Origin of the sequence: Cyanobium sp. BA5m-10, assembly GCF_024346255.1 — a bacterium.
GTDB classification, from domain to species: Bacteria; Cyanobacteriota; Cyanobacteriia; order PCC-6307; family Cyanobiaceae; genus Cyanobium_A; species Cyanobium_A usitatum.
The window spans coordinates 1-24494 of sequence record NZ_JAGQCP010000036.1; the positions used below are offsets into that span (position 1 = coordinate 1).

At 64.6% G+C, this 24494-nt stretch carries 24 protein-coding genes; 14 read left to right on the forward strand and 10 right to left on the reverse strand.

What is annotated here, in order from left to right:
* The 3 genes from clpX to tig form a co-directional block, all read right to left on the reverse strand.
* On the reverse strand, positions 1-985 hold a 985-nt coding region (gene clpX / locus KBY85_RS11620; protein ID WP_254961678.1), incomplete at its 3' end, for an ATP-dependent protease ATP-binding subunit ClpX.
* A 78-nt stretch (positions 986-1063) separates the two neighbouring features.
* Positions 1064-1723, reverse strand: coding sequence for an ATP-dependent Clp endopeptidase proteolytic subunit ClpP (gene clpP / locus KBY85_RS11625; protein ID WP_106632476.1), 660 nt, complete (start codon positions 1721-1723; stop codon positions 1064-1066).
* A 46-nt stretch (positions 1724-1769) separates the two neighbouring features.
* Entirely contained in the window at positions 1770-3194 is a 1425-nt protein-coding gene (gene tig / locus KBY85_RS11630) for a trigger factor (RefSeq protein WP_254961680.1), read from the reverse strand.
* 213 nt (positions 3195-3407) lie between these two features.
* Here tig and KBY85_RS11635 point away from each other — a divergent pair, with 213 nt between their 5' ends.
* Genes KBY85_RS11635 through KBY85_RS11645 form a run of 3 tightly spaced genes read left to right on the forward strand, consistent with a single transcriptional unit; the run spans position 3408 to position 7509 of the window.
* The gene (locus KBY85_RS11635; RefSeq protein ID WP_254961681.1) at positions 3408-4502 is read left to right on the forward strand and encodes an aspartate-semialdehyde dehydrogenase; all 1095 of its coding nucleotides are present in this window, start codon (positions 3408-3410) and stop codon (positions 4500-4502) included.
* Positions 4499-5404, forward strand: coding sequence for a 4-hydroxy-tetrahydrodipicolinate synthase (gene dapA / locus KBY85_RS11640; protein WP_254961682.1), 906 nt, complete (start codon positions 4499-4501; stop codon positions 5402-5404). Before KBY85_RS11635 ends, dapA begins: the two co-directional genes overlap by 4 nt.
* A gap of 59 nt (positions 5405-5463) precedes the next feature.
* Positions 5464-7509, forward strand: a complete 2046-nt coding sequence (locus KBY85_RS11645; protein ID WP_254961683.1) for a ribonuclease J — start codon at positions 5464-5466, stop codon at positions 7507-7509.
* A 17-nt stretch (positions 7510-7526) separates the two neighbouring features.
* Here KBY85_RS11645 and KBY85_RS11650 read toward each other — a convergent pair whose 3' ends face one another.
* On the reverse strand, positions 7527-8219 hold the full coding sequence (locus KBY85_RS11650) for a hypothetical protein (RefSeq protein ID WP_254961684.1): 693 nt from the start codon (positions 8217-8219) through the stop codon (positions 7527-7529).
* The gene (tilS, locus tag KBY85_RS11655) at positions 8216-9298 is read right to left on the reverse strand and encodes a tRNA lysidine(34) synthetase TilS (RefSeq protein WP_254961685.1); all 1083 of its coding nucleotides are present in this window, start codon (positions 9296-9298) and stop codon (positions 8216-8218) included. Before tilS ends, KBY85_RS11650 begins: the two co-directional genes overlap by 4 nt.
* 7 nt (positions 9299-9305) lie before the next feature.
* Here tilS and KBY85_RS11660 point away from each other — a divergent pair, with 7 nt between their 5' ends.
* The 3 genes from KBY85_RS11660 (at position 9306) to uvrB (ending at position 12616) form a co-directional block, all read left to right on the forward strand.
* Complete coding sequence (locus KBY85_RS11660) at positions 9306-10097, forward strand: DUF561 domain-containing protein (protein ID WP_254961700.1); 792 nt, start codon at positions 9306-9308, stop codon at positions 10095-10097.
* 67 nt (positions 10098-10164) lie between these two features.
* Positions 10165-10593, forward strand: coding sequence for a phage holin family protein (locus KBY85_RS11665; protein ID WP_254961686.1), 429 nt, complete (start codon positions 10165-10167; stop codon positions 10591-10593).
* Between the two features lie 16 nt (positions 10594-10609).
* Entirely contained in the window at positions 10610-12616 is a 2007-nt protein-coding gene (gene uvrB, locus KBY85_RS11670) for an excinuclease ABC subunit UvrB (RefSeq protein ID WP_254961687.1), read from the forward strand.
* Positions 12617-12646: 30 nt separating this feature from the next.
* Here uvrB and KBY85_RS11675 read toward each other — a convergent pair whose 3' ends face one another.
* Genes KBY85_RS11675 through holA form a run of 3 tightly spaced genes read right to left on the reverse strand, consistent with a single transcriptional unit; the run spans position 12647 to position 16830 of the window.
* The gene (locus KBY85_RS11675) at positions 12647-13966 is read right to left on the reverse strand and encodes a sugar transferase (RefSeq protein WP_254961688.1); all 1320 of its coding nucleotides are present in this window, start codon (positions 13964-13966) and stop codon (positions 12647-12649) included.
* Positions 13963-15801 (reverse strand): aspartate kinase, encoded by a 1839-nt coding sequence (locus KBY85_RS11680; RefSeq protein WP_254961689.1) that lies wholly within the window; start codon positions 15799-15801, stop codon positions 13963-13965. Before KBY85_RS11680 ends, KBY85_RS11675 begins: the two co-directional genes overlap by 4 nt.
* Positions 15802-15858: 57 nt before the next feature.
* A complete protein-coding gene (holA, locus tag KBY85_RS11685) occupies positions 15859-16830 on the reverse strand; it encodes a DNA polymerase III subunit delta (RefSeq protein WP_254961690.1) in 972 nt (323 codons plus the stop codon).
* A gap of 237 nt (positions 16831-17067) precedes the next feature.
* Here holA and KBY85_RS11690 point away from each other — a divergent pair, with 237 nt between their 5' ends.
* Positions 17068-17766: a precorrin-8X methylmutase gene (locus tag KBY85_RS11690; protein WP_254961691.1), complete on the forward strand. Its 699-nt coding sequence runs from the start codon at positions 17068-17070 to the stop codon at positions 17764-17766.
* Here the strand turns inward: KBY85_RS11690 and mutS are convergent.
* A complete protein-coding gene (mutS, locus tag KBY85_RS11695) occupies positions 17724-20498 on the reverse strand; it encodes a DNA mismatch repair protein MutS (protein ID WP_254961692.1) in 2775 nt (924 codons plus the stop codon). The genes KBY85_RS11690 and mutS overlap by 43 nt on opposite strands.
* An 80-nt stretch (positions 20499-20578) precedes the next feature.
* On the opposite strand from mutS, the gene psbZ reads away from it, so the two are divergent.
* The 4 genes from psbZ (at position 20579) to KBY85_RS11715 (ending at position 22143) form a co-directional block, all read left to right on the forward strand.
* A complete protein-coding gene (gene psbZ / locus KBY85_RS11700) occupies positions 20579-20767 on the forward strand; it encodes a photosystem II reaction center protein PsbZ (protein WP_106632462.1) in 189 nt (62 codons plus the stop codon).
* 3 nt (positions 20768-20770) lie between these two features.
* Complete coding sequence (gene ribH, locus KBY85_RS11705) at positions 20771-21250, forward strand: 6,7-dimethyl-8-ribityllumazine synthase (RefSeq protein WP_106632461.1); 480 nt, start codon at positions 20771-20773, stop codon at positions 21248-21250.
* A gap of 133 nt (positions 21251-21383) precedes the next feature.
* Positions 21384-21665 (forward strand): type II toxin-antitoxin system Phd/YefM family antitoxin, encoded by a 282-nt coding sequence (locus KBY85_RS11710; RefSeq protein ID WP_254961693.1) that lies wholly within the window; start codon positions 21384-21386, stop codon positions 21663-21665.
* Positions 21652-22143: a hypothetical protein gene (locus KBY85_RS11715; protein WP_254961694.1), complete on the forward strand. Its 492-nt coding sequence runs from the start codon at positions 21652-21654 to the stop codon at positions 22141-22143. The genes KBY85_RS11710 and KBY85_RS11715 overlap by 14 nt, the downstream gene beginning before the upstream one ends.
* Here the strand turns inward: KBY85_RS11715 and KBY85_RS11720 are convergent.
* A complete protein-coding gene (locus tag KBY85_RS11720) occupies positions 22056-22541 on the reverse strand; it encodes a GNAT family N-acetyltransferase (RefSeq protein WP_254961695.1) in 486 nt (161 codons plus the stop codon). The two genes, KBY85_RS11715 and KBY85_RS11720, sit on opposite strands and share 88 nt — an antisense overlap.
* 29 nt (positions 22542-22570) lie before the next feature.
* On the opposite strand from KBY85_RS11720, the gene rfbA reads away from it, so the two are divergent.
* From rfbA to KBY85_RS11735, 3 genes are all read left to right on the forward strand, one after another.
* Positions 22571-23455 (forward strand): glucose-1-phosphate thymidylyltransferase RfbA, encoded by an 885-nt coding sequence (gene rfbA / locus KBY85_RS11725; protein ID WP_254961696.1) that lies wholly within the window; start codon positions 22571-22573, stop codon positions 23453-23455.
* Complete coding sequence (gene rfbC, locus KBY85_RS11730) at positions 23445-24026, forward strand: dTDP-4-dehydrorhamnose 3,5-epimerase (RefSeq protein WP_254961697.1); 582 nt, start codon at positions 23445-23447, stop codon at positions 24024-24026. Before rfbA ends, rfbC begins: the two co-directional genes overlap by 11 nt.
* Positions 24026-24494 (forward strand): sugar nucleotide-binding protein (locus KBY85_RS11735; protein WP_254961698.1); only part of this gene is annotated, 469 nt, incomplete at its 3' end. The genes rfbC and KBY85_RS11735, both read left to right, overlap by 1 nt.

Consider the following 24494-nt stretch of genomic DNA (forward strand, 5'->3'; position numbering starts at 1 on the left):
GCACTAGGTCTTGGGGCTCTAGATGGCGCAGCACCTCGGCCCCATGGCGATCCTTGCCGCTGCGGGGCCGGCTGCTGCCATCGGCACTGAGGAAACCTATGGAGTTGCGGCCCAGCCGCTTCTGCACTACATCTTCGAGGCCGACGAAGGCACCACCGCAGATGAACAGGATCTGACTGGTGTCGATCTGAATGCATTCCTGGTAGGGATGCTTGCGGCCTCCCTGCGGCGGCACGTTGGCCACGGTGCCTTCGAGCATTTTCAGCAATGCCTGCTGCACCCCTTCTCCGGAGACGTCCCTAGTAATGGAGGGGTTTTCGCTCTTGCGGGCGATCTTGTCGATTTCATCGATGTAGATGATGCCCCGCTGGGCCTGTTCCACATCCTGATCCGCTTTCTGCAGCAGCCGCAGCAGGATGTTTTCCACGTCTTCTCCGACGTAGCCCGCCTCGGTAAGGGTGGTGGCGTCGGCCACCGCAAAGGGCACATCGAGCATTTCGGCCAGGGTCTGGGCCAGGAGCGTTTTGCCGCAGCCGGTGGGGCCGATCAGCAGGATGTTGCTCTTGTGCAGCTTGGTGGCTGTCTGGTCCGTTTCACCCTTGCCATCGCCTTGCCAGGCCAGGCGTTTGTAGTGGTTGTAAACAGCTACGGAAAGATTTTTCTTTGCTTCGTTTTGGCCCACCACCTGGCGGTCGAGAAAGGCCTTGATCTCCTGGGGCTTGGGCACCTCCGCCAGGGTTGGAGCGGGTTTGGTTGTTTTTTTGCTGGAGGCCTTACCGCGGCTGGAGTCGGCGGCATGGCGGCCGCTTCCGCCTCCGCTGGCTGTGCAGCTATGTCCGTCTACCAGCTCCTCATCAAGGATCTCGTTGCAGAGATCGATACATTCATCGCAGATGTAGACACCCGGGCCGGCGATCAGCTTGCGCACCTGTTCTTGCGACTTGCCGCAGAACGAGCACTTCAGGTGGGCGTCGAACTTGGCCATGGGCAGGGGAGTCCTGATTCCAGGATCGACAGGAAATAATGGATCGTCAGCTGACCTTAAGGATCAAACCGGCCGGAATCACTCAGCAGCTGTGGCGGCAGGGGATTCGGTCACGACCCGATCGATCAGGCCGTATTCAACCGCCTCTGCGGGGGAAAGGAAGTAGTCGCGGTCAGTGTCTTCGGTGATTTTTTCGAGGGGCTGACCGGTGTGTTCAGCCATCAGACCGTTGAGGGTGTCCTTGAGGAAAAGAATCTCCTTGGCCTGAATTTCAATGTCCACTGCCTGGCCCTGGGCGCCGCCGAGGGGTTGGTGAATCATGATCCGGGCATTGGGCAGGGCCAGCCGCTTGCCCTTGGTGCCACCCGAGAGCAGGAAGGCACCCATGGATGCGGCCAGGCCATAGCAGATGGTCACCACGTCTGGGGAGACCTGCTGCATCGTGTCGTAGATCGCCAAGCCGGCGGTCACTGAGCCGCCTGGGGAGTTCACGTAAATCTGGATGTCCTTCTCCGGATCCTCGGCTTCGAGGAACAGCAGCTGGGCGACTAGGGAATCGGCCACCTGATCGTCGATGCCGGTGCCCAGAAAGATGATCCGTTCGCGCAGCAGGCGCGAATAGATATCGAAGGCGCGGTCGCCCTTGCCCGACTGCTCCACAACCGTGGGCAGCACCCCGGGGGAGCCACTGGGGCTCCAGCTGCTGTGGACGGGATGGCGAAGGGTGGCGTCGATCACGCGCGGGGAAGCTCTCGGAGGACCAATCTATTGGTCCTGGCTGTGGCTATTGGGCCTTGGCCGGTTTGGCCTTGGCTTTCGCTTTGGCCTTTGCCTGCTCCTCGCCTGCAGCGTCAGGGTCGACGTCGGCTGGGGTGGCAGCCTTTTCGGTGATGGTGCTGTTGGCCTCAAGCCACTCCAGCAGCTTGTCGCGCAGCAGGTCGTCAGCAACGGCCAGGCGCAATCTTTCAGGATCGATGTTGCCCTGCTGGCTCAGGCCGCGGCTGATCTCCTTGATCTTGGCTTCAAGCTCCTTGGCTTCCACCTCGATCGCCTCGGCGGCGGCAAGGGCCTTGAGGGCCAGGCTGCGGCGCAGGCGCTCCTCTGCCTCGGGCCGGGAGGTGTCCATCAATGAGCGCACCAGGTCGGGGGTGAACAGCTTTTTGACGTCCATGCCCTGCTGGGCGATCTGTCCTGCTGTCTGCTCCACCAGGTTGCGGATTTCCTGTTGAACCAGGGTTTCGGGCAGCTCCACTTCAAGTTCTTGCACTAGGGCAGCGAGCAGGGCGTCGTGGCGGCTGGCCTTAGCCCGGCGCTCGGCGTCGTCCTTGAGGCGGGTTTCCAGATCGCTGCGCAGTTCGGCCAGGGTGGCTTTGTCGCTGGCCTGCTGGGCAAAGGAGTCGTCAAGGGCGGGTAGTTCCCGGCACTTGAGGTCTTTCAGGCTGATCTCGAAGCGCGACTGGCGGCCGGCGGCATCTTCTTGGGGATAGGTATCGGGGAACTGGCAGTCGATGGTCTTGCTAGCGCCGATAGCCATGCCGATTACGCCCTCGACGAAGCCGGGGATCATCCGGCCCTCCTCCAGCTCGACTTCCATGGCATCGCTGCTGCCACCACTGATGGCCTCGCCGCTATCCACGTAGATGCCGCTGAAGCTGAGCACCGCTACATCGCCGCTGGCGGCGGGGCGGCCCTCTACGGGCACCAGGGTGGCCAGCTGCTTACGCGACTGCTCGATCAGTTCATCGATGCGGGCTGGATCGAAGCTGATTGCCTCGGCTTCAGCCTTTAGCCCTTTGGTGGACTTGAGTTTTGGTGTGGGCTCGACGTCGAGCTCCAGGGTGATGGTGAGGGCGTTGCCGGGCTCGAAGCGTTCCAGCACGACCTCGAAGCCTTCGGTGAGCTCGGGCCGGCCGATAGCTGCCACCATTTCTTGGCTAACAGCATCCCGGAAAGCGGCCTCCACCAGATCCTCTAGGGCGGTGGCCCGGATGCGTAGGGGGCCGATCTGCTGGAGCAGCACGGGCCGGGGCACCTTGCCCTTGCGAAAGCCGGGAAGCTTGATGCTGCGACTCAGCTTGTCCACGGCGGCGTCATAGCTGGCCTGGCTGCGGCCGCCGGGGATGGCCACCTCTAGGGCCACGCGGCTGCCCGGACGGGGACTGGCCTTTATCGATAGCGGGCTGGCGGCGGGGGCGGCGGCTGAGCTCATGGAAAACAGTTGCAGACCCCGATCCTAGAAAGCGGCCGTTCCGAGCTCCCAGCGCGTATTGTCAGTTCGGCGCACGACGAAAGCGATAGATCCCGAATCAGCAAACAACGGCTTCGACCATGGCCGGTTTCTTTGTTGCAGCTTTCCGCCCCTAGCTGGTTTGACGTTTGATCACCAGCTCCGCCACCGAGTTTTGATTCCTCTCCCGCTCCCTTGACCGCCGCCCAGCCCGTCCCTCTCCCGCCATCTCCCTGCCTGCCCAGTCGCCCCTTGAGGGTTGCGGTGCTCGGTGCGACCGGTGCCGTTGGCCAGGAGTTACTCGAGCTGCTCGCGGAGCGCAACTTTCCTGTGGCTGAGCTGATTCCCCTGGCGTCACCCCGCTCCGCCGGTCAAAGCCTTGCCTGGCAGGGCACATCGCTGGCGATCCGGCCCGTGGAGGCCTCAGCTTTTGAAGGGGTGGATGTGGTGCTGGCCTCAGCGGGCGGCTCGGTGTCGCGTCAGTGGGCCCCGGTGGCGGCCCGGGCTGGCGCCGTGGTGATCGATAACTCCAGCGCCTTCCGAATGGATCCGGAGGTGCCGTTGGTGGTTCCAGAAGTGAACCCCGAAGCTGCTTTTGCCCATCGGGGCATCATTGCCAACCCCAACTGCACAACAATTCTGCTCACCCTGGTTTTGGCCCCCTTGGCGGCGCGTCGGGCAATTCGGCGTGTGCTGGTGAGCACTTATCAGAGCGCCAGCGGCGCCGGTGCCCGGGCGATGGAGGAGCTGCGCCAGCTCAGCCGGATCGTGCTCGATGGAGGTGAGCCAGTGAGTGAGGTGCTGCCCCACTCCCTGGCCTTCAACCTTTTTCTGCACAACTCTCCGCTGCAGGACAACGGTTATTGCGAGGAGGAGCTGAAGATGCTCAACGAAACCCGCAAGATCATGGGCACGCCGGAGCTGCGACTTTCGGCTACCTGTGTGCGGGTGCCGGTGCTGCGGGCCCATTCAGAGGCCGTAAATATTGAATTTCATGAGCCCTTCCCGGTGCAGGAGGCCAGAGCCCTGCTGGCTGAGGCCCCCGGCGTGGAGCTGCTGGAAAATTTTGAGGCCAACCGTTTCCCGATGCCCACTGATGTGACGGGCCGCGATCCGGTGGCGGTGGGACGTATCCGCCAGGACCTCAGTGATGCCAATGCCCTGGAGCTGTGGCTCTGCGGTGATCAGATCCGCAAGGGTGCGGCTCTCAATGCGATCCAGATTGCCGAGCTGTTGATCCAGGGCCCGGCGGCTGGAACTGAAGCGGTTTTGCCCGGAGGTGCTGCTTGAGCCCTATCCAGCCAGCCACTCCGCTATTTGGCCGCGTGCTGACGGCGATGGTGACCCCCTTCGCCGCCGATGGTTCGGTGGATCTGGGCCTTGCGGCCCAGCTGGCAGAGCATCTGATCAACCAGGGCTCCGATGGAATCGTGGTGTGCGGCACCACTGGCGAATCACCCACGCTCAGCTGGGACGAACAGCACGCTCTTTTAGTTGCCGTGAAGCAAGCGGTTGGGCATCGGGCCAGCGTGCTGGCGGGAAGTGGCAGCAATTGCACCGCCGAAGCGGTGGAGGCGACGCGGCAGGCGGCGGCCCTCGGTGCGGACGGCGCCCTAGTGGTAGTGCCGTACTACAACAAGCCCCCCCAGGACGGCCTTGAGGCCCATTTCCGCGCTGTGGCAGCGGCGGCACCCCAGCTGCCCCTAATGCTTTACAACATCCCCGGTCGTACAGGCACCAGCCTGGAGCCAGCCACCGTGGCCCGCTTGCTCGACTGCGCCAACGTGGTGAGTTTCAAGGCTGCCAGCGGCAGCACCGAAGAGGTGAGCGCCCTGCGGGCCCTGTGCGGCAACCGTCTGGCGATCTATAGCGGTGACGACGCCCTCACCCTGCCGATGCTTGCCGTTGGTGCTGTGGGAGTGGTGAGTGTGGCCAGCCACCTGGCCGGCGCTGAGATCAGCGCCATGGTGCGCGCCTTCTATGCGGGGGATTTGGCCCAAGCCCTGGCTCTGCACGACCAGCTGCTGCCGCTGTGCAAGTCCCTTTTCTGCAGCACCAACCCGATCCCCGTCAAAGCCGCCTTGGAGCTCAGCGGCTGGCCCGTGGGTGCACCCCGTCTTCCCCTTCTTTCCGCCACCACCGACGTGCGACAACGCCTCTCCGAAACCCTGGCCGCCCTGCGTCCTACCTGACGCCAAGGCTTGAGACCAGATCGATTCAGTTTGTTCCTTTTCCCTAAAAATCCTTTTCCATGACCAGTTCCAACGGCCGAGCCCAGGGCACCAGTCAGATCGCCACCAAGCCCCCCCACCTGCGGGTGATCCCCCTCGGCGGCCTGCACGAGATCGGCAAGAACACCTGCGTGTTCGAGTACGGCGACGACATCATGTTGGTGGATGCTGGATTGGCCTTCCCCAGTGATGGGATGCATGGCGTCAATGTGGTGATGCCAGATACCAGCTATCTCAAGGAAAACCAGAAGCGGATTCGCGGCATGATCGTGACCCATGGTCACGAAGATCACATTGGTGGTATTGCCCACCACCTTAAAAACTTCAGCATCCCCGTGATTCATGGACCGCGCCTAGCGCTGGCCATGCTCACCGGCAAGATGGAGGAGGCCGGTGTGATGGATCGCACCATCCTTCAAACCGTCGCGCCCCGCGATGTGGTGAAGGTGGGCCAACACTTTTCAGTGGAGTTCATTCGCAACACCCACTCGATGGCCGACAGCTTCTCGCTGGCCATCACCACCCCTGTGGGCACGGTGATCTTCACCGGCGACTTCAAATTTGACCACACGCCGGTGGATGGCGAGACCTTCGACATGGCTCGCCTCGCCCATTACGGCGACAAGGGGGTGCTTTGCCTGTTCAGCGACTCCACCAACGCCGAGGTGCCGGGCTTCTGTCCCCCCGAGCGTTCAGTGTTTCCTTGCCTGGATCGCCATATCTCCCAGGCTGAAGGTCGGGTGATCATCACCACCTTTGCCAGTTCGATTCACCGGGTGTCGATGATCCTGGAGCTGGCCCTCAAGAACGGCCGCAAGGTGGGACTGCTGGGCCGCTCCATGCTCAACGTGATCGCCAAAGCCCGGGAGTTGGGTTATATGCGCGCCCCGGATGATCTGTTTGTGCCGATCAAGCAGATACGCGATCTGCCCGACCGCGAAACTCTGTTGCTGATGACTGGTAGCCAGGGTGAACCCCTGGCCGCCTTGAGCCGCATCTCCCGTGGAGAGCATCCCCAGGTGCAGGTGAAGAGCACCGACACGATTATTTTCTCGGCCAGCCCGATCCCTGGCAACACCATCTCGGTGGTGAACACCATTGACCGGCTGATGATGCTCGGCGCCAAGGTGGTTTATGGCAAGGGCGAGGGTATTCACGTCTCTGGCCACGGCTTCCAGGAAGACCAGAAGCTGATGCTGGCCCTCACCAAGCCCAAATATTTTGTGCCGGTGCACGGTGAGCACCGCATGCTCATTGCCCACAGCAAAACCGCCCAGTCGATGGGGGTACCAGGCGACAACATGCTCATCATCGACAACGGTGATGTGGTGGAGCTCACTGCCGATTCGATCCGTAAAGGCGACCCCGTCAAGGCCGGCATCGAACTGCTGGATGCGTCCCGCAACGGCATTGTTGATGCCCGGGTGCTGAAGGAGCGCCAGCAGCTGGCAGAAGACGGCGTGATCACTCTGCTAGCGGTGATCAGCACCGACGGTGTGATGGCTGCGCCGCCGAGGGTGAATATTCGTGGTGTGGTCACCACTGCTGATGCCCGCAGACTCTCGATGTGGGCCGAGCGCGAAATCGGCTGGGTGCTGGAAAATCGCTGGAATCAGCTCTGCCGCAACACCGGTGGCAAGGCCCCTGAGGTGGATTGGGTCGGTGTGCAGCGAGAGGTAGAGGTGGGTCTGCAACGCCGCCTGCGCCGCGAGCTCCAAGTGGAGCCGTTGATCATTTGCCTGGTGCAGCCAGCCCCTGCCGGTACGCCTGCTTACAAGGGCCGCGCCGACGCCGAACCCGACAGCCGCCCCGCTCCCCGGGGTCGCTCTGCCCGTGATGCAGGCGTTCGTGATGCAGGTGCCCGTGGCCGTGATGGCGCCGTGCCGGCACCCCAGCGTCAGCTGGTTGCCGTTGGAGCCGCCGCCCCTGCCGCCACGCCTGTGTCTGCTCCTACTGCCGTCCCAGCCGCTGTAGTTGCTGAGGTTTCGGCCCCAGCCCCAGCAGAGCTCGAGCCGGAACCCGCCGGCCGTATCCGGCGCCGCCGTTCAGCCGCTGTAGCGGGCTGATCGGCCCCAGCACCAGCTCAGCGGATCACCACTCGCAGCAGCCCCTTGGAGAGTTCGGCGAACTCCTCGGGGCTAGGTTCCCCGACTTGCTTGGCAAAACGCCCTTCTGGCTCAGCCAGGCTCTCTTTGCTCACGGCGACGTCCAGCTCTTGAGCAGTCGCCGCATCTGCCTGGGCCACCTCGATCAGCTCTGGCTCATCGACCACTTCAACTACCAGATTCGGCACCTGCGCCGGCATGGGCACCTGAACCTCCGCCGCCTCGATGCCTCCAAGTTGCTCCATCCAGGGCATGGCCGAGCCAGAGCTTGTAACTACTGTTCCTTCCGCTACTGGCTCATTGCCGAAGGGGAAGGCTTGGCCTCCAGTGCTTGGCGCATTCGAGGCTTGCTCCGGTGCAACTTCAAGTTGTGCTGCCTGGCTGGCGCATTGCTCCAGCCCCTGGTCGGCGATATCCCGCAGTACGGGTTCTTGCGTCGCTGCTCGAACCCGGCTGTAAAAACCGGTTGCTGTAGCTCTGTCTTGGTAGCCGTAGAGGTAGGTGTGGCCTAGTAACAGCTGCAGTCTTTGGCGCAGGGGGTCGGCGGGCTCGTTGGGCAGCTCGAGCAGCAGCTCCTCGCTTAAGCGGGCCACATCGTCCCATTGGCGTTCGCTGTAAACCCGCTCAATGGCCTCATAACGCTGTTGTAGCGAGTGCGGCGAGGTTGTCATTGCGGCAGGTGTGCGGCGGGATGGTGCAGCCACAGTGTGCAGCGATCCCAGCGCAGCTGCCAATCCGCGCCTAAGTCTGCCTGGCCTGGGGGATGGCCCGGTTGCAGCCGCCGCAATAGTTCTTCGAGTTGCCTGGCTGGGAGCGCCAGCCTGGTGCTTTGCTCAAGCCAGTGATGCAGTAGTTGGCGCTGGTTGGCTACGGCTAGGTCGCCCAGCTCCTGGCGCTGTAGGCCTGGTGTCCCAGCCTGGCTGCCGGCTGTTTTTAGAGTTTGCAGGGCCAGATTCACTAATTCGTTGCGGCTCTCCACCTCTTCCACCAGCCGCTCTGCTTGGGCGCTGATCCTCTTGGCGGCGCCGGGATGGAGCTCCTCCAGCACGGGTACCACCTCGGCCCGGATTCGGTTTCGGCTGTAGCGGCGGTCGGTATTGCTCGGGTCGTGCCACACGGGCAGCGTCAGTTGCTCGCAAAGCCGGGCGGTGTCGGCCCGGGAGAAGGGCAGCAGCGGTCGCGCCAGCGCGATTGGCTCGCTTGGATCGGTGGTTGGGCTCGATGGGCTGGTGAGGGGGCGCAGGTTGCGCAGGCTCGCCAGGCCGCGGCGATGGCTGCCTCGGGCTAGGTGCAGCAACAGAGTTTCGGCTCGATCGCTGGCGGTGTGGGCGGTCACCACATGGCCCACCCCCAAACATCTGGCCTGCTCAGCCAACTGGCCGTAGCGCCAGTGGCGGGCGTCAGCTTCGCTGGTTGCTTCCAGCGGCCTCAGCCAGGAGGAAACGTGCAGCTCGAGCCCCTGGTCGCTGCACCAGCCGGCCAGCTCCGCTGCCACCTGGCCCGACTCCGGTCGCCAGCGGTGGTCGCCATGCCAGAGGTGCAGGGGCCACTGGTGCAGGCGCTGCAGGTCGCGTAGCAGGGCCAGCAGGACCATGGAATCTTGACCACCCGAGATGGCTAGCAGCAGCGGCGCCCCCGCCGGCAACAGCTCGGGATGGTGACGCAGATGGCGATGCAGCCGCAGGTGGTCCGGGCTCCAGCGCGGCCCGGGTGGGAGAATCGATTCACTATTCAAATCTTGCGTTTCCATGGTTGCGATGTCGCGTCTTGAGCAGCTGCCCTCCGCCCTGCAAGCCGCGCTTGCTGATCGCCGCCTGCTCAAGGTGATCGCTGGCCTCACCAATTTTGATGCTGCCAGTGTGGAGCGGATCTGCCGGGCCGCTGGCCTAGGCGGAGCCGATTTGATCGATGTGGCCTGCGATCCGGAGCTGGTGCAGCTGGCCGCTGCAGTGAGCGGTTTGCCGATCTGCGTGAGCGCAGTTGAGCCCGAGCTGTTTGCCGCTGCTGTGGCTGCCGGGGCGGCAATGGTTGAAATTGGCAACTACGACGCCTTCTACCCCCTCGGTCGCATCTTCGATGCCGCCGAAGTGCTTGAGCTCACCCGCCGCACTCGCGAGTTGCTACCCGAGGTGGTTTTGAGCGTCACCGTGCCCCATGTGCTGCCCCTCGATCAGCAGGAGCAGCTGGCGGTGGATCTGGTGGCCGCCGGTGCCGACATTATCCAAACCGAGGGCGGCACAAGCGCTAAGCCCTTCAGCGCCGGTAGTCTCGGCCTTATTGAGAAGGCGGCTCCAACCCTGGCCGCTGCCCACAGCATCAGCCGGGCCTTGGCTGCGGCGGACAGTGTTGAAGCGGGTAGTGCTGCCCCGGTGCTGTGTGCATCTGGCCTCTCCGCCGTCACCGTGCCGATGGCAATTGCCGCCGGTGCCGCCGGTGTGGGGGTTGGTTCGGCGATCAACAAGCTGAACGACCCTCTGGCCATGGTGGCCGTCGTGCGCGGCCTACGCGAGGCACTGGGAATGCCTGCAGGCGCAATCGTTGTTGGTTAACGCCAAGCTCAGTTGTTTTAGCCTGAACCCATGACTATTTTGCGGTAATGATCACCGCATCTTTTTCATGGGTTCTTTAATGTGGCTATTGCAGTGGCCGATTCGGGCCATTGTGCTGTTGATTGTGGCCTGGCTTCCCTTGGGAGTGGAGGTGAGCAGTTTCCCGATCGCCATGCTTTCCGCTGTGGTGATCGGCTTACTGGGCACCCTGTTGATCTGGCCGCTGAAGCTGCTGCTGGGGCCGGTCTGGGCGGTCACCAGCCTGGTGGGCCTGATCAGTCCGGTGAGCCTGCTGTTCAACTGGGCAATCACCGTGGTGCTGTTTGGTCTGGCGGCTTGGTTGATCAAGGGATTCCGCCTCAAAAACGGAGTGGTGAGCGCGATTCTCGGCGGCGTTGTCTATGCCGTGTTGTCGGCCGTGATCCTGCGGATCCTTGGCCTTGATGTCGACTTCACTCGCGCAGCTGCCCTAATCACCACAGCTCCGGTGGTTTGACCCCGAGAATGGGGGCATGGTTCCGTTTGAACTCCACGCCCCCTACCAACCCAAGGGAGATCAGCCCACGGCCATTGCCGGGCTGGTGCAGGGTGTCGATGGGGGCGAGCGCTACCAGACCCTGCTAGGCGCCACCGGCACCGGGAAGACCTTCACGATCGCCAATGTGATCGCCCAGACCGGGCGTCCTGCTTTGGTGCTGGCTCACAACAAAACCTTGGCGGCCCAGCTCTGCAATGAGCTGCGGGAGTTCTTCCCGAATAATGCTGTTGAATATTTCATCAGCTACTACGACTATTACCAGCCGGAGGCGTATGTGGCTGTCTCCGACACCTACATCGCCAAAACAGCTTCGATCAATGAAGAGATCGACATGCTGCGTCACTCGGCGACCCGTTCGCTGTTTGAACGCAACGATGTGATCGTTGTGGCTTCTATTAGTTGTATTTATGGTTTAGGTATCCCCAGTGAATATCTAAAAGCTGCAGTCAAGTTTAAGGTGGGCGATACCCTCAATGTGCGAGGCTCCCTGCGGGAGTTGGTAAACAACCAGTATTCCCGCAACGACCTGGAGATTTCCCGCGGTCGTTTTCGGGTGCGGGGAGATGTGCTGGAGATCGGCCCGGCCTATGAAGACCGGCTGGTGCGGATTGAGCTCTTTGGTGATGAGGTTGAGGCGATCCGCTACGTGGATCCCACTACCGGGGAGATCCTGCAAAGCCTCGACACAATCAATATCTATCCGGCTAAGCACTTTGTGACGCCAAAGGAGCGGCTGGCGGACGCGATTTTGGCCATCCGCCACGAGATGCGTGAAAGGCTCGATGTACTTAACGGTCAGGGGCGGCTCCTAGAGGCCCAGCGGCTGGAGCAGCGCACCACCTACGACCTCGAGATGCTCGAGCAGGTGGGCTACTGCAATGGCGTGGAGAACTACGCCCGCCATTTGGCCGGGCGAGAGGCGGGCACGCCGCCGGAATGCCTTATCGACTATTTCCCTAAAGACTGGCTGTTGGTGGTGGATGAGAGCCACGTCACCTGCTCCCAGCTGCAGGCGATGTACAACGGCGACCAGTCGCGTAAGCAGGTGCTGATTGAGCACGGCTTCCGCTTGCCCAGCGCTGCCGACAACAGGCCGCTCAAGGGTTCGGAGTTCTGGGAGAAGGCCCAGCAGACGATCTTTGTGAGTGCCACTCCAGGCAACTGGGAGATGGAGCAGAGCAGTGGCCAGATTGTGCAGCAGGTGATCCGCCCCACCGGGGTGCTCGACCCGATCGTGGAGGTGCGTCCTAGTGAGGGTCAGGTGGACGACCTGCTCGGCGAGATCCGGGTGCGGGCGGAGAAGAACGAGCGAGTGCTTGTGACCACGCTCACCAAGCGCATGGCAGAAGATCTCACCGATTACCTGGCCGAAAACGGCGTGCGAGTGCGCTATTTGCACTCCGAGATTCATTCGATTGAGCGGATTGAGATCATCCAAGATCTCAGGAATGGCGAATACGACGTGCTGGTTGGCGTTAATCTCCTACGGGAAGGATTGGACCTGCCTGAGGTATCGCTAGTGGCGATTCTTGATGCCGACAAGGAGGGGTTCCTGCGGGCCGAGCGCTCCTTGGTTCAGACCATTGGCCGGGCTGCCCGCCACATCGAAGGCAAGGCGATTCTCTATGCCGACAACCTCACCGATTCGATGGCTAAGGCCATCTCAGAGACCGAGCGCCGCCGCGCCATTCAGCACGCCCATAACGTTGAGCACGGCATCACCCCCAGCCCTGCAGGCAAGCGGGCCGGCAATTCGATTCTCTCGTTTCTGGAGATGTCACGGCGGCTCAACGACGACCAGCTGGAGGAGACCACCGAGCAGGCCGAGCACAACAATGTGCCGCTGGATGCTCTGCCGGAGCTCATCCAGCAGCTCGAAGAGAAGATGAAGGGGGCTGCTAAGAATCTCCAGTTTGAAGATGCTGCCAACTTGCGCGACAAGATTAAAAACCTGCGCCAGAAGTTGGTGGGGAAGCATTAGCGCGATTCTGATTAGCGCGATTCTCAGGGGTCAACGACCGGCGGCCTTGAGCACGATCTTGATGGTTTTGACCATGATCAGTAGATCCAGCCAGAGCCCGGCATTGCGCAGGTAGAAAAGGTCGTAGCTCAGTTTCAACTCCGAATCCTCAATGCTTGAGGTGTAAGGCATGTTCACTTGGGCCCAGCCGCTGAGGCCGGGCCGCACCCAGTGGCGCAGGCGGTAGTTGGGGATTTCCGCCTCTAGCTGACCCTCTAGTTCGGGCCGTTCCGGACGCGGGCCGATCAGGCTCATCTCCCCTCGCAGCACGTTGATCAGCTGGGGCAGTTCATCGAGCCTGGTGCGGCGCAGCCATTGGCCGATCGGAGTTATGCGTGCATCCTGCTCTGCTGCCCATAGGGCGCTATCTGTTTCGGCTAGGGGCACCATGGTGCGCAGTTTCAGCACAGCGAAGGACTGGCCCATTAGCCCGGTGCGTTGTTGCCGATAGATCACGGCACCGCCGTCCTCCGCTCGGACTAATAGGGCGGCCAGCGCCACGACCGGGCTGGTTATCACCAGCAGCACGAGGCTGATCAACACATCGGCGAAGCGTTTGAGCTGCTGCTCAAGCGTGCTCTTGGTGCCATCGATGCGGCTTGAAAACAGCAGCCATTGATCGCCCACCCAGTGGGGAGGAATGCGCAGTAGCTCTTGCTCCGCCATGGCCGCCAGGGACAGCACAGGGTGGCCCTGGCCCACTACCTGTTGGCAAAATTGTTGTACGTCCGCTTCGGCGGCTACGCCACTGCTGAGTGCGATGGTTGCGTTGGGGGAATCGCGCTCCCAGAGCGTGGAGCTGAACGGCAGGATTGACGGCAGTGGATTGTTGCCGTAGCTGCGCCGCCATTCCTTGGTGATGGCCTCCACTTCCTGGGGCAGCGCCACGATCTGCCAGGCAGGTTGGGAGGAGAGATGTTGGCTTTGGCGCAGCCCCAGCCGCACTAGGGCGCTCCAGAAGGAAACCAGGCTGAACATAGAAATCAGGCTGCCCCGGTGTAGCAGGGTGATGTCTTGAGGCACCCGCAGCAGCCAACCCAGCAGGGCGCCCGCCACGATGCTGGCACCGCTGGTGATTCCGAGCCGCAGCATCAGTTGTATCCAGCGCAGCTGCGTCAGTTTCAGCAGGGTGTAGGAGCCGAAAAGCCAGCCCAGGCTCAGGTAGATCAGCACTAGGCCCAGCAGCAAGAGCTGTTGATTTCCAACACTGTTTTGGCGCAGGCTGTTCACGGTTAACGCTGCGGCGATTAACCCAGCAGCGTCGAGACCTGCCGCGAGGGCAAGGGGAAGGCGGTGGCGGCCCCAGTTCATGCCATCGATACCTCGACCTCGCCAGGCGCCTCGGTGCCTTCGGCCCGATGTTGCGCGATGCCTCCAAGTGCAAATGCGGCGTGCACTGCCTGTAGAGCTGCTACCCCATCGGTTTCGGCTACGACGCAGCTGGTGCGGATCTCGCTGGTGGCGATCAGTTCGATGTTGATGCCTGCGTCAGCTAGGCAGCGGAACATGCGGGCCGCGGTGCCTGGGGTGAATGGCATACCAGCCCCTACTGCGCTGATTCGGGCTATGGCGGGCCCCTCTTCGAAGCTGGAGCCGGGCCATTGCCGCAGTAGGGGCGCGAGGGTCTGCTGCGCCCGCGTCAGCTCGTCGCGTTTGAGCACGAAGCTCATATCGCGGCTTGGCCCGGCGTGGGTGCGCTCGGATTGCACGATCGCGTCGAGGCTGATGCTGGCGTCGGCCAGGGTGCGGCAGACGGCCGCGGCGGTGCCGGGGCGATCGGGCAGGCGCCTCACTGCCACCTGGGCCTGATCGCGGTCGAGGGCAACGCCGCGAACAGCCGGATCCCCCTGATGGCAGGGCCTGGGATCGCGGCGCAGCTGCTGATCAGGCAGCTCGAAGGCTTCGGCAGCGGCCCGCAGGGCCCGATCCGCCTGGTCTCCAGCCACCAGGCAGCTCACCTTCACCTCGCTGGTGGCAATCAGGCGCAGGTTGATGCCTGAGCGGGCCAGGGTGTCGAACAGCCGGGCAGCCACCCCTGGCCTGCCCATGATCCCGGCGCCCGAGATGCTCAGCTTGGCCAAGCCGGCTTCGGCGCTCAGCTGGGCGCCGCCATCGTTGAGGGTTGCGCCCATGGCGGCCAGCACCTCGCTGCACACCAGCTGGGCCCGGTCGCATTCAGCGGCGGCCAGGGTGAAGGCGATGTCGTTCGAGCTGCCCTCGTGGGTGGCTTGCACGATCAGGTCCACGTTGAGGCCGGCGGCGCCGAGGGCCTCGAATAGCTGGGCTGCCACTCCGGGCCGGTCGGGCACGTGGGCGAGGGCCAGCACGGCCTGGTTTGTTAGGAGTTCGGCGCCATCCACCGGCTTACCCAGCTCCAGACCCTCATGGCCAATTGGCCTGGGGGCGCCGCTGGTGAGCAGGGTGCCGGCCTGCTCGCTCCAGCTGGAGCGCACCACTAGGGGCACGCCGTAGTTGCGGGCGATCTCAACCGCCCGCGGGTGCAGCACCGAAGCCCCCAGGCTGGCCAGCTCGAGCATTTCATCGCAGCTCACCTGGGCCATCAGTTGGGCGTCGGCCACCTTGCGGGGGTCGGTGGTCAGCACCCCGGGAACGTCGGTATAGATCTCGCAGGTATCGGCGCCCAGGGCTGCTGCCAGGGCCACCGCTGAGGTGTCGGAGCCCCCGCGGCCCAAGGTGGTGATCTCGGGGGTGCCGCCGGCGCCGCTGCTGGTGCCCTGGAAACCAGCCACCACCACCACCTGACCATCATTGAGCAGGCGCCGTAGCCGTTCGGTGCGGATCTCCAGGATGCGGGCGCGGCCATGGGCTGATTCGGTAACGATGCCCGCCTGGGTGCCTGTCATCGACACCGCCGGCACGCCCTCGGCGTGCAGTGCCATGGAAAGCAGGGCGATCGATACCTGTTCGCCGGTGGCTAGCAGCATGTCCAGCTCCCGCTGGGGTGGGTTGCTACTGATGGCGCGGGCTAGGCCGGTGAGCTGGTCGGTGGTGTGGCCCATCGCTGACACCACAATCACCAGCTCGTGGCCCTCCTCACGGCTGCGGGCTATGCGTCGGGCCACTGCCTGAATGCGCTCCACATCGGCCACCGAGGTGCCGCCAAACTTCTGAACCAGCAGGGCCATGGCGGGGTGCGGCGGTGGGCGTCAGTGAAAGAAGGACTAATTATCCGTCTTGATCCCTTAAGCGTTGAGCAGGAAGCCGTCGCGGAAGGCGTCGCCGGCATCACTGCCCCGCTTGAGGTCAGCCTCCACTGAGAGCAGCTGGCTGAGCAGGCGCAGGAAGACGGCGGGCTGGCGGCCGCGGATCTGCTTGCGCATCACGTAGATGCGTTTGGGATTGCCGATGCCGGCCGCTTTAGCGATCACCGCTACGTCGCTTTCACCTTGCTGGTCGAGCAGGGTGACCCAAAGCCAGCCGCGGATCTGGCTGCTGAGGGCGGCAACGATCCGCAGGGCCGGCTCGTTGGCCTCCAGCAGGGCATCGAGCCGGGCAATGGCGTCGGCTGGCTGGCCAGCCAGTAGGGCATCGCCCACGGCGAGGGAGCTGGTGGTTTGACCGCCCACCAGGGCCTGCACGGCGGTGAGGGTGATGGGATTGGCGTAGAGGCTGAGCTTTTCAAGCTCGCTGGCGAGGCGGGCGCTGTCGTTGCCGATGGCATCGGAAAGGGCTGCCGCTGCGGCTGGCTCCAGCTTCAGCCCCAGCTCCCGGGCCGTGCGGCTCACCAGCTCCACCTGGCCGGCGCCGTCCCAGATGGCTGGCAGGGCAAAGCTTTGCTCGCTGGCCTGGCCAGCCTTCACCAGCTTCTGCAGGGCTTTGGTGGTGCGCAGCCGGGCATCCGGCTTGCCGGAACTCACCAGCACCAGATGGCAGCCATCCGCCACCTGGGCCAGGGCGGCTTCGAAACGCTCGGCCAGTTCAGCTGGGCACTGGCTGCAAAACGGACTGCGTTGCAGCACCACCATGCGGCTGCCGGCGCCAAAGGGCGGCGTGCGGGCCTCCTCGAGGGCCTGGGCCGCCTGGCCGGCGTCGTTGCCATCGAGGCGGCTGAGGTTGATGGTGGCCCAGCTGGGATCCACCTGCGCCTGCACCAGCGCTTCGACGGCACGGTTGCGGGCAGCCTCGTCGTCGCCCCAGAGCAGGTGAATGGGCATGGGTGGTGTGCGGTGCTCAGATCCGCAGGGCGCTGAGCAGAGGATGGAGCTCAGTCTGGGCCAGGGCCGGATGGTCAGTGACCAGCACCACTGCGCCTGACTGGATCGCAGTACAAGTTGTACAAAATTAAGGACAGCTCTGCTGGTGTGATTGATGCACCGCTCAGAAACGGTTCAACAAAAATGGTTCAACAGAATTGGGTCAAGAGAAATGCGCCATGAGAAATGGATCGGACCATGAGTAATGCTGAAACTGCGGCTCTTGGCGGAGTGCCTTCCCTGGATCACCCGATTTTTAGTGAGAGCTTGCGGCTGATCCGGCAGATGCCGGGGATGGCGGCGTCGCTGGCGCCGCTTAGCCCCCTGCAGCAGGACGTGCTGCTGCGCCTGATTCACAGCAGCGGTGATCCGGGTTTGGCGGCTGATCTGGTTTGTCCCGCTAACGCCTGCGGCGCTGGCTTGGCGGCGTTAGCTGCGGGGGTGCCGATCCTCACGGACACGGCAATGGCGGCCGCGGCGGTGGCGCCGATGGCGCGGCGCACCTTCGCCAATCCTGTGCGCAGCGTGCTGGATTGGACGCCTGAGCAGGCGCCGGCGGGCTCCACGCGCACGGCCGCCGGCATGGCGGCGGCGCTGGTCGGGCAGGGCCAGCCTGGCGTGGTGTTGATCGGCAGCGCCCCCACGGCCCTGGAGGTGTTGCTCGAGCTGGTGGCAGCGGGAAGCGTGCCGGCACCAGCCCTGGTGATCGGCATGCCGGTGGGGTTTGTGGGGGTGGCGGAGAGCAAGCGTCACCTGGCTGAGAGTGGCCTGGTGCATATGCGGCTCGAGGGCTCCAAAGGCGGAGCCGGACTGGTGGCAGCGGCCTGCAACGCCCTGCTGCGGGCTGCCTGGCTTCAGGCGGCGAGCGCGCCGTCGGCCCCGCTGGGTTCGTCTTGATCCACTTGTATGACGCTGTTGGCTTCGATGCGGCCCAGCACCTGGCGGGCGCGCAGCACCACCGCGGCGGGAACGCCGGCTAGGCGGGCGGCCTCGATGCCATAGCTGCGGCTGGCGCCGCCGGGGGCTACCTGGTGCAGGAATATCAGGGCGTCGCCGGTTTCCTGCACCAGCACCTGGGCATTGGCGACGTTGGCCAGCTGGCCGGCCAGGGCGTTGAGTTCGTGGTAATGGGTGGCGAAGATCGAGCGGGCGCCGATGCCGCCGCGTTCGGCCGGCGTGGCCAGGTGCTCGGCCACGGCCCAGGCGATCGAGAGGCCGTCGAAGGTGGCGGTGCCGCGGCCGATCTCGTCGAGCAGCACCAGGGAGCGCTCGCTGGCGTGGTGAAGGATGTTGGCGGTTTCGGCCATCTCCACCATGAAGGTGGATTGGCCGGCGGCCAGGTCGTCGCCGGCGCCGACGCGGGTGAACAGGCGATCGGCGATGCCGAGGCGGGCCGATGTGGCTGGGATCCAGCTGCCCATCTGGGCCATCAGCTGCAGCAAGCCGGTTTGGCGCAGGTAACAGCTCTTGCCGCTGGCGTTGGGGCCGGTGAGGATGATCAGGTCGGGGCGGGGGGCGGCCTCGGGGATGGCACCAAGAACCACGCTATTGGCGGTGAAGGGCTCTTCCACCAGCAATTGCTCCACCACCGGGTGGCGGCCGGCTTCGATCTGCAGCAGGCGGGCCTCGGGACCGGCGGGGTCGGTGATCTCGGGGCAGCAGTAGCCGCTGGTGGCGGCCACCTCGGCTAGGGCCCCGAGGGCGTCGAGCTCGGCCACCAAGCGCGCAGCTGTGCGAATGGCGGCGGCCTGCTCGCCGACCTGGATGCGCAGGCCGCAGAACAGTTCGTATTCGCGCTGGGCGGCGCGGGCCTTGAGCTGCTGGATGGCGCCCTCACGGTTGCGCAGGGCTGGGGTCACGAAGCGCTCCTCGTTGGCCAGGGTTTGGCGGCGGATCCAGTGCTCCGGCACCGCCGCCGCCTTGGCCTTCGACACCGCCAGGAAGTAGCCGAAGGTGCGGTGGTATTGGAGTTTGAGGCTGCTGAGGCCGCTGAGCCGGCGCTCCTCGGATTCCTGCTGGGCCAGCCAGGTGTCCTGGTCGTCGAGCTGGTTGCGCAACTCATCGAGGGCCGGATCAACGCCGTCGTGGAACAGGCCGCCCTCGGTGAGCGATAGGGGTGGGGTGTCGAGCAGGGCGTGGCGCAGCTCGCCGGCCAGGCTTTCAAGTTCGGGCCAGGGGCGGGCCAGGGCCTGCAGCGGGGCGCTGGTGGCGTTGGTGAGCTGGGCGGCCAGCTGGGGCAGGCGCTCGAGGCCATCGGCCAGGGCCACCAGATCCCGGGCCGAGGCGCTGCCGGCGCCGGCGCGGCCGGCCAGGCGTTCCAGGTCGCCCATCGGGCGCAGCAGCCGGCGCAGGGTTAGTCGCAGGCCGCGATCGGCCACCAGCTCGCTCACGCCGCCCTGGCGTTCCAGGATTGCCGGCCGCTCCACCAGCGGCGCCTGCAGCCAGCGGCGCAGGCAGCGGCCGCCCATGGCGGTGTGGGTGCGGTCGAGCGCCCAGAGCAGGGAGCCGTGCACGCTGCCGCCCAGCTGGGTTTTGGTGAGCTCCAGGTTGCGGCGGGTGGCGGCGTCGAGCACCAACTGGTCGCCGGCCTGCCAGGTGGTGGGCGGATCTAGGGGCACCCGGGTTTGGCTGGTGTCGTCGAGGTAAGCCACCAGGCCGCCCGCCGCGCGCAGAGCCAGCGGCGCTTCGCCGAGCCCCAGGCCATCAAGGCTGGCCAGGCCGAAGCGCTGCTTGAGGGTGGCGGAGGCTTCCGGCGCCTCAAAGGGGGTGCGGGGCAGGGGGGTGAGCCGCAGGGCCTCGGGGCACCAGGTGGGGCAGGGGGTGGCGCTGGCACTTGCGGTGGCAGTGGCGCCGGGCCAGAGCACTTCGGCGGCTTCCACCTGCAGCAGCTCCTGGTGCAAGCCGGCACTACCGCTCCGCTCGGTGACCCGGAATTCACCGGTGCTGACATCGGCCACCGCCAGGCCCCAGCACGCGCCCTCCATCACCACGGCGCAAAGCCAGTTGTTGAGGCGGGACGCCAGCAGGCCCTCTTCAAGCACCGTGCCGGGGGTGAGCACCCGGGTGATGCCGCGCTTGAGCAGTTCGCCCTTGGCCGGGGTGCTTTCCAGCTGGTCACAGAGGGCGACGCTGAGGCCGCGGCGCACCAGCTCAGCGCAGTAGCGCTCGGAGGCATGGTGGGGAATGCCCGCCATCGGCACTCGCCCGACAGCCTTGCCGCCCTCCTTGCCGGTGAGGGTGAGCTCCAGCAGGCGCGAGAGGGTGATGGCGTCTTCAAAGAAGCACTCGAAGAAGTCGCCGAGGCGGTAGAGCAGCACCCGATCGGGATGGGCGGCCTTGAGCTCCACGTAGTGACGCAGCATCGGCGTCAACTGCTCTGGTGCCACCAGGCCGTGGTGGTGCCAGGGGGGCAGGTCGGAGTCGGGGCTTGAGCTTGCTGTGGTTGCGGCCGGCGGGGCAGCTGGGGCGGCTTGGCGCTGACGGCTGCGGGGCCGGGTTGGGCCGGGTGCGGGCTGGGGCTCTTCGGCCAGGCCCAGGGCGGCGGTGAGCGAAAGCTGTTGTTCGGCTTCCGCGGCCACGGCCCTTTCCTGGTGAGGTTGGATCGTAGGTCGACTTGCCGGTGGCTTCATGTTGTGAAGCGGTGCCCCGGCTGACCTGGGTCTGCGTGTGAGAATCTCGCAACTGATTGGCGTGTAGCCGCTGCTAATCCATGCAGATCCTCAACACCCTCACCGTTTTGGCTCTGGTGGTGCTGTCGTTCGCCTTGATTGTGGCGGTGCCGGTGCTTTACGCCAGCAGTGAAGATTCAGGTCGCTCCAATCGCCTGATCCTGCTTGGCGGCCTCGCCTGGGTGGCCCTGGTGCTGCTCAACTGGGGCATGAGCATCTTTGTGGTCTGAAGCGTGGCGATTTTTGAAGGTCGGTTCACCGATACGGCTGGTCTGCGTATCGCGGTCGTGGTTGCCCGTTTTAATGACCTGGTGACCGGCAAGCTGCTGAGCGGCTGCCTCGACTGCCTCTTGCGCCACGGTGTCGACACCAGTGATGCCAGTGCCCAGCTGGATGTGGCCTGGGTGCCCGGCAGCTTTGAGATCCCCCTGGTGGCCCAGCGCCTGGCGGCCAGCGGTCGTTATCAGGTGGTGATCACCCTGGGGGCCGTCATTCGTGGCGACACCCCCCATTTCGACGTGGTGGTGGCCGAGGTGAGCAAAGGCGTGGCTGCCGTGGCCCGCGACACCGGCGTGCCCGTGATCTTTGGGGTACTCACCACCGACACCCTGCAGCAGGCCTTAGAGCGGGCCGGCATCAAGAGCAACCTGGGCTGGAATTACGGCCTGCAGGCCCTAGAGATGGGCAGCTTGATGGCGGCTATTCCCGACTAAAGGTGCCGGGTCGAAGGTGCTTGGTTTGGTGGTGCTAGTACGCGGGTGCAGTGTCCGTAAGTGGCGGGTAGTTGGTTTCGGCTGGCTGGGTTTCCGCTGACTGTGGGAATGCTGGTGGAGCTGTTTCGACGCTATGCGGGAGGTTGTACAGCTGTACAACTTCTTTGACAGTGCCCATCAGCGCAACCCTTCCTTCGCCCCCGCCGCCGCCATGACCACGGTTCCGCTTGCTCAGGCTCGCCAGCAGTTGTCCGGCTTGCTCGATCGCATACAAGCTGGTGAGTGCGTGGTGATCAGTCGCTACGGCAAACCGGTGGCGCGGCTGATTCCTGAGCTATCAGGCCAGGCTGGAGCGGAGCTTTGGCTTGAGCGCTTACGTCGTCTGCACCAGGAGGCGGGCCATGGAGCCGTTTGAACCGTGGCGGCGCATGGGCAGCCATGGCCGGCTGCTCGATGTTTCTTTGTTGCGGGCATTGCTGCTGCCGGGGCCAAAGAGTGCTGCTGCTCTGAATTGGTTGGAGCGGGTGGGGGAGGGGCTGCTGAGGGTGAGTGCGTGGAGTGTGATGGAGCTCGAGGGGGAGCTCGATAGCCAGGCCGCGCAACGGTTGCTAGATGGCTTTTTGGCGGAACGTTGCCCGGTGGTTTGTTTTGAGCCAGACGACTTTGCGATGGTGCGCCACCGCCAGCGCTACAGGCCTGGCATTGCAGCCCTGCCCCTTTTGCTTCAGCTCCAGCTTGCCTATCGCCTGGGCCTGTTGCCGGCGACCCTCGATCGGGATCTAGCTGAGGCTGCTGGCGCGCTTTCCTATCCGGTCGAAACCCCTGAGCTCCCTGAAACTCCTTGTTTCACCAGTAGGGCCTGGGGGGCTGCATCGCGGAAGCCCAGCTGCTGATAAAAGCCAGCACTGTTGGTGGTCATCAAATAAACGCGCTCAACGCCGCGCAGGGCGGGGGCGGCCAGCAGGGCCTCCACCACCCGGCGGCCCAGGCCTTGGCCGTGCAGGTCGCCGGCTACCACCACATCCCAGAGCACGGCGCGATAGATCCCATCGCTGCTGGCCCGGCCGAAGCCCACTAGGCGCTTGCCATGCCACAAGCTCACCACCACGGCGCTGCCAGCCAGCAGGCGGCGCAGCTGCCCGTGGCTGCGCTGCTGGGCCCAGAAGGCGTGCTTGTTGAACAGGCGCTGCAGCTTCCACAGGCCCCGGGTAGGGCGCAGGCCTGGCCCAAAGCCAAACCAGCGCATGCCAGGGGCACCAGGGGCGTGGATTAGGAGGCGCAGTGCTGCCATGGCAGCATTCTCCCAGCGGAGCGTTCCCTGTGACCCGTAAGGGAATAATTTTGGCCGGAGGCAGCGGCACTCGGCTGCATCCGATCACGCAGGCGGTAAGTAAGCAGCTGCTGCCGGTGTACGACAAGCCGATGATCTATTACCCGCTCAGCACGTTGATGCTGGCGGGGATTCGGGAGGTGCTGATTATCACTACCCCCCAGGATCAGCCGGCCTTTGAGCGCCTGCTGGGTGACGGTTCTCGCTGGGGCATGACGATCGCCTACGCCGAGCAGCCCAGCCCGGACGGGTTGGCCCAGGCCTTTCTGATTGGCGACGATTTTCTGGACGGTGCGGCGGCGGCCCTTGTGCTCGGCGACAACCTTTTCCACGGCCATGATTTGATTCCCCAGCTCCAGGCCTGCAATGGCCCAGCTGAGGGAGCCACGGTGTTTGCTTATCCGGTGCGGGATCCGGAGCGCTACGGGGTGGTGGAGTTTGCCGCGGATGGCCGGGTGCTGAGCCTGGAGGAAAAACCCAGCAAGCCCAAGTCGCGCTACGCCGTGACCGGGCTCTACTTCTATGACTCATCGGTGGTGGAGCGGGCCCGGCGGGTGCAGCCATCGCACCGTGGTGAGCTGGAGATCACTGATCTCAACCGCCAGTATCTCGAGGAAGGCCTGCTGCAGGTGGAATTGATGGGCCGGGGCATGGCCTGGCTGGATACGGGCACCTGCGATTCGCTGCATGAGGCCGGCAGCTACATCCGCACCCTGGAGCATCGCCAGGGGCTGAAGGTGGGCTGCCCTGAGGAGGTGGCCTGGCGGCTGGGCTGGATCAGCGCCGACCAGCTCGCCGCCCTGGCTGCTCCGCTGCGCAAGAGCGGTTACGGCGACTATCTACTGCAACTTCTGGAGACCCCCGATGCAGGCTGAAGTGCTCACCACGGCGGCCGGCGTGCCCGTTCAGGGACCGTTGCTACTGACGCCGCGGGTGTTTGGCGACGAGCGGGGCTTCTTCTTCGAAAGCTGGAACCAGCAAGCCTTCAACGCTGCCGCGGGCGACACCGCCTTCGTGCAGGACAACCACTCGCGCTCCAGCCGCGGCGTTTTGCGGGGCCTGCACTACCAGCTGCCGCCCCATCCCCAGGGAAAGCTGGTGCGCTGCGTGCTGGGGGAGATCTTCGATGTGGCGGTCGATATCCGCCGCAGTTCACCCACGTTCGGCCAGTGGGTGGGGGCAGTGCTGAGCGCCGACAACAAGCAGCAGCTGTGGGTGCCGGCGGGTTTTGCCCACGGCTTCCTCACCCTGAGCGAGCAGGCCGAGGTGCTCTACAAAACCACTGATTTCTGGAGTCGAGAGTGTGAGCGCGCCATCCGCTGGGATGACCCTGCGCTAGCGATCGCCTGGCCGCTTGAGACCCTGGCTGGCGCCGAGCCCCAGCTGTCGGAGAAGGATGCTGTGGCGGCGTTGCTGGCCGAGCTGGCTGAAGGAGACCTGTTCTGATGAAGGTGTTGCTCACCGGCGCCGCCGGCCAGCTGGGCCAGGCGCTGATCGCCTCCAGGCCGCCCGAGGTGGAGTTGATCGCCTGCAGCCGCGGCGAGCTGGATCTTGCCGATGCCGAGGCCTGCCGGGCGGCGGTGCAGCAGCATCGGCCCGATTGGGTGCTCAATGCCGGCGCCTACACGGCGGTGGACAAGGCCGAAAGCGAGCCGGAGCTGGCTGCGGCGGTGAATGCCGGCGCGCCGGCGGCCTTTGCTGAGGCGCTGGCGGCAACGGGCGGCCGGTTGCTGCAGGTGAGCACCGACTTTGTGTTCAATGGGGCCCAGGGTTCGCCGTATCGGCCTGAGCAGCGGCTTGATCCGCTCGGTGTGTATGGCGCCACCAAGGCGGCGGGGGAGGCGGCGGCGCTGCAACTACCCGGCGCCCGGCTCCTGCGCACCAGTTGGGTGTATGGGCCGGTGGGCAAAAATT